This is a genomic window from Cryomorphaceae bacterium 1068, from assembly GCA_027214385.1.
Taxonomy (GTDB): domain Bacteria; phylum Bacteroidota; class Bacteroidia; order Flavobacteriales_D; family Cryomorphaceae; genus JAKVAV01.
Map to the genome: position 1 here is coordinate 1 of JAPVXR010000022.1, position 14,152 is coordinate 14,152.

The following is a 14,152-nucleotide window of genomic DNA, read 5'->3' on the forward strand; positions in this document are numbered from 1 at the left end:
TTTTGTATCGGAAAGTAATTACTTTTCATATAGTACGCTAAAGCCTTCCTTTTCTTGATTTTAGACTGTTTTTACTTCCTTTACTTGTTGCTAATTTTCCTATTTTTTCCTATCTTTCGTTACTAATTTGTTGCTGACCATTCAATATTTGTTGTTAGCAACAGATTTTTAAGATAGTGGCGAGATTATGTTACATAGAGATACATCCTGATACAAAGGGGTACACTCTGATACAGAAACAAGCCGAAAAAGGAAACACCATGAGCAGCAACATTCGAGTTCCCAAAATCTGTCAGCATTGCGGTACTGAGTTTATCGCCAAGACTACTGTGACCAAATTCTGTGGTGATAACTGTGCTAAGCGTGCCTACAAGAAACGCAAGAGAGATCAGAAGGTACAGGAGATTGCCCCTACTGCGGTACAGAAACAAGAATACAATCAGGAGCAAGTCAGAGACAAAGACTTTCTAAGTATTGCCGAAACCTGCAAACTACTAGGAGCAAGTAGAATGACCCTGTACCGTCAAATAAAGAACGGAAAAATACAAGCTGCAAAAATTGGGAGCCGAACCATTATCAAGAGAGAAGAAATCGAAAAACTGTTTCAGGCATGAAAGTAACACTAAGAAAACGTAATCAAGGTGGCAAGACCAGTCTATACCTCGACTACTACCACAAAGGGAAAAGGAAAACCGAATACCTCAAATTATACCTTTCTCCTAATGCAAAGACTAAGGAGGAAAAGGAAGTCAATAAAAAGACACTCCAATTAGCCGAGACTATTAGAGCACAGCGACAAATCGAAATCCAAAACGGTGTTTATGGATTCCGAGACAATGAGAAATTAAAAGGCAGCTTCCTTGCATATATTGAGCTACTTGCCAACCAGAGACAAGACAGTCCAGGCAATTACGGCAATTGGACAAGTATGCTGAAACATCTAAAGGCTTTCTGTTCCTATGAGGTATCCTTCTCAGATATTGACCGACAGTTTATTCAGGATTTCAAATACTACCTTGATAAGAAGGCTATTGCACATGGTGACCAGAAACTATCTCAAAATTCTAAGTACTCCTACTTTAACAAGCTGCGAGCAGCTTTAAAGCAAGCAGTGAAAGACGGTATTCTACCTACCAACCCAAGTGAAGGAGTTGACGCCTTTAAACAAGGTGAACCTGAAAGAGAATTTCTGACTTTGGAGGAACTGCAAGCAGCAGCCAATACGGAATGTGAAATACCTCAGATGAAAACGGCATTCATATTTTCATGCCTTACTGGTTTGCGGTGGTCAGACATTAATAAGCTACTCTGGTCAGAGGTGCAGCACTCAAATGATAACGGGTATTACATCCGATTCAGACAAAAGAAAACCAAGGGAGCAGAAACCCTCCCTATTTCAGAACAAGCCTTTGGCTTGCTCGGTGAAAGGCAAGCTCCAGAAGAGCGAGTATTCAAAGGATTGAAATACTCTGCATGGCATAACCTGAAATTGCAACAATGGATGATGAAAGCTGGTATCTCCAAAACCATCACTTTCCATTGTGCCCGTCATACCTATGCCACTTTGCAGCTTACGGCAGGAACTGATATTTACACAGTCTCAAAGCTCTTAGGCCATAAGGAATTGAAGACCACCCAAGTCTATGCCAAAATCATAGATGAAAAGAAACAGGAAGCAGCCAACAAAATCAAACTTGACCTATGAGCAATCAAACCAAATTACTTGACGACATCCTGTACCAAGAGCTTCGCCCTTGGTTAGGAAAAAACAGCCTTGATCAAAAGTATGCTTCCAAACTCAGTAGCGTAAAGGAAGCCTCCACAGATTTTCAATTCAAATATGAAATCAGCTTTCACAGGCCATTCGATCACAAAACAAAGTACTATTCCAAACTAATATTGAATAATGTCAAATCAGAATGTGTCAGGCTTGTCGAGCTGATCAAGGAGGACAACAACGAAAACTTAATCAAGTATTGGCTTGAAGACACACTTAACAAGCGGATTAAAACACGTTTAAAAGACCTTGGAAAGCTCATTAAAGAAAAGGACTATGCACTGACGTACATAGATCCTAAAAAAACATCCTTTGAATTAGACCAAACTCACAAGGCAAACACATTCATCTTACAGCTTCTAAAGCTTGCATACATGCAGCTTTACTTAGAAATCCAAAATGCTTTCAGCACTTGGATAGAAGATCAATTCATACTGGAGGACTTTTACAGCCAACTACTTTTAGAACCTGTCCCGGACAAACATTTCTTGAAACCAGTTCAAGTAATTGAAGTTGAATCCAAACCATTACCAGCAGCCAAAACGGAAACCGCAGCAACGGCAAATTCATTTCATTCATTTACCTACAAGCAGCTAAACACCAACCCAGATAAATTGACCGATTTATGGGATAGCCTAAAGCTGAATCATTTCATTAGCAAATCCACAACCCTACTCAACTTCAAAAAGGTATTCTCAGGAGGTGAAATCAAAACACCTATAGAATGGACAGGAAATATCAGCGAGCTATTCTATTTCATTAAGCTGATATACTCAGAACATAAGTTGGTGGATGATCTAAAGCAAAAGCAATGGGAAGTGACTTGCCTATGCTTCGTTGATACTGATGGGAATTCCTTTGACAGGTCAAAGTTCAGGTCTTTAAAAAGACCGAACCTGACAGGAGATAAAATAGAAAAGGCAGTTTCGCACCTGATATAGTCCACTCTGCACTATACTCCTTTTATCTTTTTTCTGTTTTTGTTTAGTCCTCTTTTACCTTAAAAGTGGACTATCAATTTTTACAGCCCACTCTGCACTCTGCACTCTACACTGCACCATGCTTTAGAGCCTCATAACGCCCCTTTTAGCCTCCTACTTTAGCATCGTATTCGACAATCGGATATGACTTTTGGCCAAGAGTCCATTCATTAATTCTTAATACGATTTAAGATGGACGAAATAATTGAACGTCTTGAAAATCTCCAACGCCTAATTGAGAGCCAGGGGATTTACACGAAAGAAGTTTTAAACTTCAATGAGGCTTGCCAGTACTTGGAGCTTTCACAGTCACACTTATACAAGTTGACAAGTGGAGGTAATATTCCACACTACAAGCCAAACGGAAAGAAGCTCTATTTCAAGAGAACGGAGTTAGAAAGCTGGTTGCTTCGCAACCGCAATTCTACTCAGGAAGAAATAGACCGCAGAGCTGCGGATTACCTAATCAAGAAAGGGAGGGTAAAGCTATGACAGAGGTATTCGATATGCTCCTGACACTTGCACAGGACATCAAAACAATCAAAGCCTACCTCCTCAATTTCCATAAGTCACGATTGGAGCAATTCAGTGATGAATGGATTGACGGACAGGTAGTGATGCAAACGCTGCATATTAGCAAAAGAACCCTTCAATCCCTTCGGGATAGTGGGGTTCTTCCCTACAGCCGAATCAATGGCAAGTTCTATTACAAAGTTTCTGACATGGAAGCTTTACTGGAATCCAACTACTCACCTTCAAAATCAAAGCATTATGGAGATAAGTAGAGAAGCCATATTAAGCAAGACACACTACGGCCTGAATATCTATGCCCATGTGTTACGCCACTACTATCAGGGTGAAACAGTCCTATCCCTTTCGGGCCGGGACTGTAAACCTGCTAAGAATCCATTCAATGCGGACAAGCCCACATTGATGGTTAAAGTAGTTGACGGCATTGCTACACACACAGATACAGAAGAAGCCATTGCACAGGGCAATGTCTTTGATTTTGCTTCATTGCATTTCAGCCTCGAAGGGCAAGCCCTTCTCGATAAGATCAATGAAGAACTATACCTGAGAATTGGCAAGGAAAGAGGTTTTTATCATCAAGAGGAAACGCAACCTGCTGTTGCTATTCCTGAAATTCAAAAGCCTACACCGCCAGTATTTAGCTATTTCAAAAAACCTGTTTCTAATGTGAAACCAAGTCGCCAAGTCTCCCTGATTGAGGTGTACCACCTCATCAAAGGCAATGATTTTGCTACGTGTACAAGTACACTTCGCAATATCTCAGAGCCAAAGGATGCCCGTAAGTACAAGGCTCAAAAATTCGATTATGTGACCTTCTCAGGCTCATTCTCTAAGCGGAATGATGCAAACCTCCAAAGACATTCAGGTTTGCTTACAATCGATTTTGACCACATTGAGGACATCCCAACGCTCAAGCAATCATTACTCAATGACCATTATTTTGAAACGGAGCTACTGTTTGTATCTCCTTCAGGTGATGGGTTGAAATGGGTAATACCGATTGATTTGACACAGGCAAAACACCAGGACTATTTCAAGGCAGTGGCAAACTACGTTTCCCACACCTACCAGATTGAAGTAGACCAATCAGGAAAGGACATTTCAAGAGCATGTTTCCTTCCGCACGATACAGACATATTCATCAACCCTAAATACATATAGGTTATGGAGCGAAAAACATTCAATCCGTTGGAATGGCTTGATAAGCCTGACCAACAAGTAAAAGTTACAGAGCAAAGCAATTACACTACAAATACACAACTCGAAGAAGTTGAACGAATCATTCAAGGCATTGAGGCCAGCCGTATAGATGTTACCTCCGCTTACAGCGATTGGGTAAATATCGGCTTTGCCTTTGCGGATGAGTTTGGTGAGACAGGTAGAAACCTGTTCCACCGTGTTAGTCAATATCATCCTGAATATTCTACACAGGAATGCGACAAGCAGTTTGATAATTGCATGAAGGCAAGAGGTCAGGGAGTTTCCCTGAAAACCTTCTTTTATCATGCCAAGGAAGCAGGAATACCATTGACTACCCCAAAGCAGGAAAGACAGACTTACAGCCCTGCTAGCAGGTCTGAGAATCAAAGCAAGAATCTCAATAGTCAGGCAGAAATCAAGAAAGAACCAGAGCAAATGCCAACCTTTCCTGATTCCTTGTTTCCTGAACTTCCTGAGTTTTTGCAAAAGGTAATACAGATAGCCACTTCTAATGAGGAAAGGGATATTCTACTCCTTGGCTCCTTAGTGGCTATTAGTGCCTGTTTACCCAAAGTGTCAGGCATCTATGATGGCAAGCGTGTCTATTCCAATCTGTTTCTATTCATTACCGCCCAAGCCTCGGCAGGTAAAGGTCGTTTGGTGCATTGTCGTCAACTAGTGAATCCAGTACACAAAGAGTTCAGGAAGCAAGCCAAACTCCACAAGCAACATTACGAACTGGAATTGGCTGAATACAACGCCAACAAAGGGAAAGTTGAAGGAATAGAGAAACCCGAGAAGCCACCCGAAAAGATGCTCTTTATCCCCGCCAATAACAGCTCCACAGGAGCTTATCAATTATTGGGTGATAGTGACGGTAAAGGACTGATATTTGAAACTGAGGGTGACACACTTGCACATGCTTTTAAGAGCGATTACGGCAATTATAGTGACGGCTTTAGAAAAGCCTTTCACCATGAGACTATTTCCTATTATCGCAGGACAGACCGTGAATATGTGGACATAGAAAGCCCTTGTCTTTCTACTGTCTTGTCAGGTACGCCCAAGCAAGTAGCAGCACTAATCCCGAATGCAGAAAACGGCTTATTCAGCCGTTTCATATTCTATTACATGAATGTTCGGCCAGTGTGGAAGAATGTATTTGCTTCGCAAACTACCAATGGATTAGATGACTACTTTGATGCGTTAGGAAATGAGTTCTTTAACCTTTACAGTTCGTTGAAAGCTGGACAGGATGTTCAATTCTTTCTCACCGCTGACCAGCAAGACCAATTCAATCAGTTCTTTGGTCAGATACAAGAAAAGTATATGAGCATTCAAGGAATCGACTACATGGCAACCATCCGAAGGTTGGGATTGATTGCCTATCGTTTCTGCATGATATTCTCCGCTTTGCGGATCATGGAGACTGGTGAAACATCATCAAAGATGATTTGTGAAGAAAGAGACTTTCAAGCTTCGCTTGCAATGGTCAAAGTGTTGGTAAAGCATTCGAGTAAAGTATTTGCAGAACTCCCGGAAGACGTACAGAAACCTACTCGATTAAATAGGAAAGAGAAATTCTTGAATAAGCTACCCAAACACTTCAACCGTCAAAAGTACCTTGAAGTGGCAGCAGCTTTGAGCATTCCTCACAAAACGGCAGAGGGCTATATCACTGACTTCTGCAAATCAGGTCTGCTTCACCGTGAGTCTCAGGACAACTACATAAACACCTCGATTGAGGATACTCAGGATTCTGAGGATGCTAAGGAAAATTAATCCTTGGTATCCTCCATTTCCTTAAAATCCTGAAACATTAAATCCACAAATCTACCTACTTCGTTTCTTCTTTTTCTTTCCTATATTTGGCATTATTTGTCAAGTAATATATTGCCAACATGGATAACTTCGGTTCTAGACTGAAAGCATTAAGAACAAAACAAGGGCTATTAATGCGACAAGTCGCTGCTGCTACAGATGTGGACACCTCTATGATAAGCAAGTTTGAGAATGGTGATCGACTTCCAACAAGAAAACAAATTGAAAAGCTCGCTTTGATTTTAAAGGTTACAGAAGAGGAATTACTCGTTCAAGCATATAGTGAAAAAATTGCATACGATTTAATCAAAGAACCGCTAGCTGAGGAAATTGTCGAATTGGCATTAAAAAAATTACAATTAAAAAAATGAACTAACCAAACAGTACATCTTTATGCCTAGCCATACCTTCAACATACTCACATTCAATCATCCTCAGGAAGAACAAACCTTTTACTTCACTGACCAGGAACAAGCCAACCTCACACGGATTTACAAATCCTTAGTGCCAGATGAAGTCATTGAAAAGTATGGAGAGCAAGACCACTATTACACATCATTTACAGTTGAGGCCGAAGGTTTCTTAGCGGTATCAAAACCAACAAGTCCACAGTTTGAGACCAAGACAAATGAGCAAGGAGAAGAACGGTCATATACCATCCGTAATTCTACCTTTTCCACTTCAGTACTAAAGAGATATTACAATTCACTCATTCATAGCCATTTCAAGGAGAAAGGATTTTTAGTGAAGCCCAATTTTGTAAGTGATACAGAAGTTTGGCTTCCAAGTGCCAAACAAGACACCACAGGCAAGTACAAGATATTCGACCGCTTCTCACTCAAAGTACAGTTTAAGACAGTTTCCGACAGTCTTGAATTGTTGGTGACATTTGAAGGTAAATCCAAAATCTTCAAAGTTCCTGTCTCCACTCTTTTAGAGGATGTATCACCGACAGATATTAATTGGGTAGTGTATGAAAAGGGTCTGTACCGTTTTGATGAGTTACCTGATAGCGGTAAAAGAGAATATGACAAGGTGTATCCAGTATGGAATTTCGAAATCAGAGATGCATTAATGCAAGGAACGGAAGCCCCGGACAAAACCAATAAGTACAAAAAGTTTAGAGAGGGAATCGACAAGTTCTACAATCAATACCTGAATACAGAGGAGTTCAAAGCAATCATTCCAATTACCTCCAATGGATTCATACCAGTTAATAAAATCAATGTCGGGTCAGTCAACAATTCCAGTAACCGACTTTTATTCGGTGAACAAAAGTCTGGTATTGTGCCAATGGATGGAATGAAAGAGCATGGCCCCTTTGATTTCAGCTCTACTTCTAAAATCCACTTCTTTTTCATCTTCCATAAAGATGATCAACACATCGCCCAGAAGATGGACGGTTATTTCAAAGGATCAGAATTTGGCTTCAAAGGATTGACCAAGTTTATTCATACGCCATACCATACTGAAAAAGGATTCAGTATAAGGTTTGATGACAGAGATGATCCATGGCCAGAAATCTATGAAGCCATTACCAATAAACACTTTGAATCTGACATTCAGTACATCGCCATTTATATCAGTCCATTCTCCAAGAACTCACCAGACAAATCAAGAAGGAAGATATACTACAAGCTGAAAGAATTGCTACTGAAAGAAGGCGTATCCTCACAGGTAATTGACGGAGAGAAGGTATTGACCAACGAAAAGTACTATTACAGCCTACCGAATATTGCTATCGCCATTTTAGCCAAACTGAACGGCATCCCTTGGAAGCTGGATACAAAGCTCAAAAATGAATTGATAGTAGGCATTGGAGCATTTAGAAACTCAGAAGTTGACATACAATATATAGGAAGTGCTTTTAGCTTCGCTAACAATGGGAAATTCAACCGTTTTGAGTGCTTCCAAAAAGACCAAACAAAGGAGTTAGCAGGTTCAATTATCAGGGCAGTAAAGGAGTATGCTAATGTAAATACAGGCATCAAACGGCTTGTGATACACTTCTACAAGAGTATGAGGCAAGATGAACTTCAACCAATAGAAGACGGCCTCAAAGACCTTGGATTAGACATTCCGGTATTTATAGTGTCCATCAACAAAACAGAATCCTCAGACATTGTTGCATTTGACAACAGTTGGAAAGACCTTATGCCAATGAGTGGCACATTCATAAAGGTTGGGTACAATAAATTCCTGTTATTCAACAACACACGATACAATCCAAAATTTTACAGCTTCCATGACGGTTTTCCGTTCCCGATCAAGCTGAAAATCTTTTGCACAGAAAAAGAGCTGGTAGAGGAATATAAGACCGTAAAAGAATTGATAGATCAGGTGTATCAGTTCAGCCGTATGTATTGGAAATCAGTAAGACAACAGAACTTACCAGTTACCATCAAATACCCTGAAATGGTCGCAGAAATGCTCCCTCATTTTGATGGTAATGAAATACCTGAATTTGGAAAAGACAACCTTTGGTTCTTGTAATGGACAGAATAGAAGAAATATTTAAAATTAAGGACGTAAAGCCGACTGCTGTAAGGATAGTAGTACTGCGCTACCTATTAGAACAAAAGAAAGCACAGTCTTTAAAGGACATTGAAGTTGGTCTCGATCAATCAGACAGAAGTTCAATTTTTCGCACACTAAAAACTTTTGAAGATCATAAGGTGATCCATAGTATCGAAGATGGCTCAGGGATGACCAAGTATGCTGTATGTGTAGAAGGCTGCAATTGCGATCCAGAAGACCTTCATTATCATTTCTATTGCACTTCATGTGAAATGACTTTTTGCCTTTTAGACCACCCTATTCCTTTAGTCAATCTACCAAATAATTTTAAAATGGCACAAGCTAACATGGTCATTAAAGGATTATGCGATAAGTGTAACCAATAACCTTTGCAATCGGGTTGCACTATCGCTTCATTATCTTTGTGACCAATGAAGTATTTATCTTTGATATTCGCCACGTTTACGCTGATGCTCTCCACAGTCCCTATTGAGGGAGCTTGTCGTAGTAACTCGTATGATGGTGTTTACAACTACTCAAATACAGAATCTAGTCAGCAGGAGAGCGGAAATCAGGATAACGAAAATTGCCCCCCACTCTGCGGTTGTCAATGTAGTCATGTACATGCAATCTCTTTTGGAAACAATAGGGTAATTATCAATCTGGTATTTGCGGATAATAATAAGTTGCCCAGAAACTACAACAATGGTATTTCTTTTAATTTAATCAATGCCATTTGGCATCCCCCAAAGTTCTCCGAATAGGTTATTGCTTACTTATTCAAAGGTATTAACACATGTGATTTTCAAGTCACATGTGTGATATTCAATAACCACCACTACGCCTACAGTCCAATAGAACAGTACGGCTTGTATTTCCAAATCAACATGTTTAAAAGTCATAAACATCAGGACTTCTTTATCAAGAGATCCTGATAAAAGTAAAGCTATGATTAATCAAATAATTTCATTTTCAATAAAAAACAAGCTTATTATTGGCATGCTCACCATTGCCCTCATTATTGGTGGCTTATGGAGTGCGTCCCAAGTACCGCTAGATGCTGTGCCGGATATTACAAATAACCAGGTACAGGTCATTACACAAGCTCCGAACCTGGGCACAGAGGATATTGAGCAGTTTGTTACCTATCCAGTGGAGGTGGCAGTAGCCAACCTACCCGGTGTAACTGAAATCCGCTCGGTTTCCCGATTTGGTTTATCGGTAGTAACTATCGTTTTTGAAGACGATATTGGAACTTATCTGCCAAGGCAATTAGTGGCTGAAAAGCTTGCAGAAATCAAAGAAAGTATCCCAAAAGAATTTGGTGAGCCTTCAATGGGGCCAATATCCACCGGGTTGGGAGAAATCTATCAATACACACTAAAAGTAGATTCTACTCACAAAGGCCAATTCACTCCCACTGATTTACGCACGATGCAAGATTGGATTGTGCGTAGGCAAATGGCAATGGTTCCCGGAGTGGTAGAAATAAACGCCATTGGAGGAAGTTTGAAACAGTATGAAGTGGCCATCAACCCAGATGAACTGAAGGCAATTGGCATTACTATTCTTGATATTTTCAATGCACTGGAAGCCAACAATCAGAATACAGGTGGCGCTTATATCGAGAAAAACCATCAAGCCAATTTTATTAGAGGCGAAGGTTTAGCCAGAAATCTGAAAGACATTGAGAACATAGTGGTTAAAAATGTGAATAACCTGCCTATCCGAATCAAGGATGTAGCAAAAGTTCAATATGGTAATGCGGTTCGTTATGGTGCACTAACGCAGGATGGTGAAGAAGTTGTAGGTGGGTTAGTGTTATTGCTCAAAGGAGCCAACTCCAATGATGTAATAATTCGTGTGAAAGAACGCATGATGGAAATTCAGAAATCCTTACCTGAAGGTATTGTAATTGAACCACTACTTGACAGAAGTAAACTCATAGCAAAAACAACAGACACAGTCAGCACTAACCTGATGGAAGGGGCATTGATTGTCATTTTTGTTTTGGTGTTTCTGCTTGGGAATTGGCGTGGTGGATTAATCGTAGCATCAACTATTCCCCTATCCTTATTGTTTGCTTTTGTATTAATGAACGTTTTTGGCGTTTGGGCAAATTTGATGAGCCTGGGAGCCATTGATTTCGGAATCATTATAGACGGTGCTGTAATAATTGTGGAAAGCACCGTATTTCTCCTTCATGAACGTGTATTGAAAAAACAGAACATCACTGCACAGGTTAGAGATGAAGTATCCTATTCGGCCTCAAGCAAAATGATGAATGCTGCCTTCTTTGGTCAACTCATTATACTCATAGTGTTTATCCCGATTCTTGCCCTACAAGGTGTTGAGGGTAAAATGTTCAAGCCGATGGCACTCACCTTCATGTTTGCCATGATTGGTGTTATGATCCTTTGCCTAACCTATGTTCCTATGATGTCGGCTTGGTTTATTCGTACAAGCAACAGTAATAAAGCTTCATGGGGTGATCGTTTTGTCCTTTGGCTTGAGAATATTTATGACCCCACATTGGGTAGGGCATTAAAAAAAGCCAAATGGGTAATCGTTTCAGCGGTTGTATTGCTCGGCTTGGCGGTCTTTACCTTCTCACGCATGGGTGGAGAATTTGTTCCACAGTTGGATGAAGGAGATATTGCATTTCATGCTATTCTAAAACCGGGTAGCTCGCTATCGGAAACCATCGAAACCACCACCAAAATAGAAGGTATTGTTAAGACTAAGTTTCCTGAAGTACTGAAGATAGTTAGCCGTATTGGGTCTGCCGAAATCCCAACAGATCCTATGCCCTTTGATTATGCAGATGTATTCGTCATAATGGCTCCCAAGGAAGAATGGGTTTCTGCCGAAAGCAAAGACGATCTGATATATAAAATGAAAGAGGAACTGGAAAAGATACCAGGTGTCAATTTCGAGTTTACCCAGCCCATCGAAATGCGGTTCAACGAATTGTTAGAAGGAATTAAGGAGGATATTGCCATCAAATTATACGGGGAAGACATCAATATCTTGGCCGCAAAAGCGGAAGAAATATCAAAGATTATTGCCGGGACTCAAGGCATAGGTGATATGCGTGTGGAGGCAACAACAGGACTTCCCCAAATGACTGTGCAGTATAACCGGAATAAACTGGCTCAATATGGGGTAAATATCCAAGACCTGAATAGGTTGATTCAATCAGCTTTTGTAGGTGGTAAGGCGGGGGTAATTTTTGAAGGTGAAAAACGTTTTGATTTGGTCGTTCGACTAGATGAACAACACCGTAAAAGCATTGACGATATAAAGAACCTCTACATTAGTTTACCCAGCGGCTCACAAATCCCTCTGAAAGAAGTAGCAAACATAAGCTACCAACCAGGCCCCATGCAAATCAGCCGGGATAATACCAACCGCAGGACTTATGTAGGCATCAATGTCAGGGGACGTGATATAAAATCACTTGTAGAAGAAATTCAGCAAAAGTTGGACGCAAAGCTTGACCTCCCCCCTGGTTATTACATACGGTATGGGGGCGCTTTTGAGAACCTGGAACGAGCAAGTAAACGCTTACAAGTAGTTGTGCCAATTGCTTTGGGATTGATATTCTTACTCATATTTTTTGCTCTAAAGTCTTTCAAACAATCCATGATGATATACATGGCCATTCCATTGGCAGCCATTGGAGGGGTTTTCTCTTTATGGTTGAGAGATATGCCGTTCAGTATTTCAGCAGGCGTTGGTTTTATTGTACTCTTTGGAGTAGCGGTATTAAATGGATTGGTACTCATAAGTGGATGGAACGAACTGAAGGATGAAGGTGTAAGCGATTTGAATGAACGTATCCGGTTAGGCGCAAGAAGGCGGATAAGGCCAATTCTTCTTACAGCACTCACAGATGTCTTTGGCTTTTTGCCAATGGCTGTTTCTACCTCGGCAGGTGCAGAAGTCCAGCAACCCTTAGCGACCGTGGTAATTGGCGGAATGATTACAGCCACTTTACTTACCTTATTTGTGCTTCCTATATTATACAGGTGGGTAGAAAACAGAAGCTCCAAAGTAATGATACCCAAAGCCATGACTATTCTGATACTGATTGGTGGATTCACTCTTTTTTCGTCCGGTGAACTGAAAGCTCAAGAGACTAAAGATAAAACAGTCACCACATTAGAGGAAGCCCTCAGGATCGGTTTATCGAATAACGGCAATGTGCAGGTAGCGAAAACCAATATCGAGTTGCAGGAACAAGGGAAAAAAGCTGCTTTTGATCCGGGCAAGACCAATATAGGTGCACAATATGGGCAGTACAACAGTTTTGAAAATGATTTTGCACTTAACCTGACCCAGCAATTTGATTTTCCAACGGTCTATACCAACCAGCACAAACTGGCAAAAGAAAAGACGGAAGGAAGCCAGATGCAACTGGCGGTAACTGAGAACAGCCTGAAACGAGACATCCGCCAAAGTTGGTATCAACTTGCCTATTTAAGGGAAAAGGAAAAGTTGTTGTTGTATCAGGATACTATTTATGGTCGGTTTCTACATGCAGCCACCATCCGTTATGAAACGGAAGCTACCAGCTACCTGGAAAAAGCAGCAGCAGAAACCAAGGTGATGGAAATCCAAAATACACTTAAACTAATAGCATCGGACATTGCCATTCAGGAGAAGCAGCTTCGTATCCTCCTGAACGATACAACCGGAATCCACTTTATGCCAGGGGTCTTAGCCGAAAGGACTATGGCGGGTATTCAGGATTCAACACAAGTAGCCAATAATCCTCTACTTGCCTATGCCAAACAGCAGATTGATATTGCTGGTGCTGAAAAAGCAGTCCAGTCGTCCAAAATGCTGCCCGGGTTATCAGTCGGATATTTCAATCAATCACTAATAGGACAATTAACTACAACTGGTGATATTGCAGGCCCTTCTAATCGATTTTCCGGAGTGCAAGTTGGCATTTCAATACCGATATTTTACGGTTCTTATAAGGCCAATATAAAATCAGCCCAGCTCAAAGAGCAGATGGCCGAAACCAATGCTAATTACTACACTTCCGTCCTTCAGGGGCAGTACGAACAGCAGCTACAGGAAGTGTTCAAATACGGGGGGAGCTTGAGCTACTATAAGGACAAAGCAATTCCACAAGCAAATCTCATCATTGGCAATGCTCAAAAGAGTTTCGAGAATGGAGCCATAGATTATGTGGAATATTTTCAAAATCTAAATCAGGGGCTGGAACTGAAATTCAATTATCTCAATACATTAAACGGGTACAACCAGGCCATTATCAATCTGGAATACCTGATTGGTCAATAATATAAAAAAC

General features: G+C 40.7%; 11 protein-coding genes. All 11 read left to right on the plus strand.

The features are described from left to right. The first annotated feature begins 260 nt into the window (after positions 1–260). The 11 genes from O3Q51_17780 (at position 261) to O3Q51_17830 (ending at position 14,142) form a co-directional block, all read left to right on the plus strand. On the plus strand, positions 261–614 hold the full coding sequence (locus O3Q51_17780) for a helix-turn-helix domain-containing protein (protein ID MCZ4410671.1): 354 nt from the start codon (positions 261–263) through the stop codon (positions 612–614). Then, positions 611–1,705 (plus strand): site-specific integrase, encoded by a 1,095-nt coding sequence (locus tag O3Q51_17785; GenBank protein MCZ4410672.1) that lies wholly within the window; start codon positions 611–613, stop codon positions 1,703–1,705. Before O3Q51_17780 ends, O3Q51_17785 begins: the two co-directional genes overlap by 4 nt. Continuing rightward, the gene (locus O3Q51_17790; protein ID MCZ4410673.1) at positions 1,702–2,718 is read left to right on the plus strand and encodes a hypothetical protein; all 1,017 of its coding nucleotides are present in this window, start codon (positions 1,702–1,704) and stop codon (positions 2,716–2,718) included. Before O3Q51_17785 ends, O3Q51_17790 begins: the two co-directional genes overlap by 4 nt. Before the next feature lie 231 nt (positions 2,719–2,949). Then, a complete protein-coding gene (locus O3Q51_17795; protein ID MCZ4410674.1) occupies positions 2,950–3,249 on the plus strand; it encodes a helix-turn-helix domain-containing protein in 300 nt (99 codons plus the stop codon). Next, positions 3,246–3,542: a helix-turn-helix domain-containing protein gene (locus O3Q51_17800; GenBank protein MCZ4410675.1), complete on the plus strand. Its 297-nt coding sequence runs from the start codon at positions 3,246–3,248 to the stop codon at positions 3,540–3,542. Before O3Q51_17795 ends, O3Q51_17800 begins: the two co-directional genes overlap by 4 nt. Beyond that, entirely contained in the window at positions 3,529–4,449 is a 921-nt protein-coding gene (locus O3Q51_17805; GenBank protein MCZ4410676.1) for a BT4734/BF3469 family protein, read from the plus strand. The genes O3Q51_17800 and O3Q51_17805 overlap by 14 nt, the downstream gene beginning before the upstream one ends. A gap of 3 nt (positions 4,450–4,452) precedes the next feature. Next, on the plus strand, positions 4,453–6,270 hold the full coding sequence (locus O3Q51_17810; protein ID MCZ4410677.1) for a DUF3987 domain-containing protein: 1,818 nt from the start codon (positions 4,453–4,455) through the stop codon (positions 6,268–6,270). Positions 6,271–6,389: 119 nt separating this feature from the next. After that, entirely contained in the window at positions 6,390–6,680 is a 291-nt protein-coding gene (locus tag O3Q51_17815; protein MCZ4410678.1) for a helix-turn-helix transcriptional regulator, read from the plus strand. A gap of 22 nt (positions 6,681–6,702) precedes the next feature. Beyond that, positions 6,703–8,802 (plus strand): Piwi domain-containing protein, encoded by a 2,100-nt coding sequence (locus tag O3Q51_17820; GenBank protein MCZ4410679.1) that lies wholly within the window; start codon positions 6,703–6,705, stop codon positions 8,800–8,802. After that, positions 8,802–9,212: a transcriptional repressor gene (locus O3Q51_17825; protein MCZ4410680.1), complete on the plus strand. Its 411-nt coding sequence runs from the start codon at positions 8,802–8,804 to the stop codon at positions 9,210–9,212. Before O3Q51_17820 ends, O3Q51_17825 begins: the two co-directional genes overlap by 1 nt. Before the next feature lie 562 nt (positions 9,213–9,774). Further along, a complete protein-coding gene (locus O3Q51_17830) occupies positions 9,775–14,142 on the plus strand; it encodes a CusA/CzcA family heavy metal efflux RND transporter (protein ID MCZ4410681.1) in 4,368 nt (1,455 codons plus the stop codon). Positions 14,143–14,152 lie beyond the last annotated feature (10 nt).

Coding starts and splice junctions, on each gene's coding strand:
- O3Q51_17815 (MCZ4410678.1), top strand. CDS start 6,390: ATGGATAACTTCGGTTCTAGACTGAAAGCATTAAGAACAAAACAAGGG.
- O3Q51_17790 (MCZ4410673.1), top strand. CDS start 1,702: ATGAGCAATCAAACCAAATTACTTGACGACATCCTGTACCAAGAGCTT.
- O3Q51_17830 (MCZ4410681.1), top strand. CDS start 9,775: ATGATTAATCAAATAATTTCATTTTCAATAAAAAACAAGCTTATTATT.
- O3Q51_17800 (MCZ4410675.1), top strand. CDS start 3,246: ATGACAGAGGTATTCGATATGCTCCTGACACTTGCACAGGACATCAAA.
- O3Q51_17825 (MCZ4410680.1), top strand. CDS start 8,802: ATGGACAGAATAGAAGAAATATTTAAAATTAAGGACGTAAAGCCGACT.
- O3Q51_17780 (MCZ4410671.1), top strand. CDS start 261: ATGAGCAGCAACATTCGAGTTCCCAAAATCTGTCAGCATTGCGGTACT.
- O3Q51_17795 (MCZ4410674.1), top strand. CDS start 2,950: ATGGACGAAATAATTGAACGTCTTGAAAATCTCCAACGCCTAATTGAG.
- O3Q51_17810 (MCZ4410677.1), top strand. CDS start 4,453: ATGGAGCGAAAAACATTCAATCCGTTGGAATGGCTTGATAAGCCTGAC.
- O3Q51_17820 (MCZ4410679.1), top strand. CDS start 6,703: ATGCCTAGCCATACCTTCAACATACTCACATTCAATCATCCTCAGGAA.
- O3Q51_17785 (MCZ4410672.1), top strand. CDS start 611: ATGAAAGTAACACTAAGAAAACGTAATCAAGGTGGCAAGACCAGTCTA.
- O3Q51_17805 (MCZ4410676.1), top strand. CDS start 3,529: ATGGAGATAAGTAGAGAAGCCATATTAAGCAAGACACACTACGGCCTG.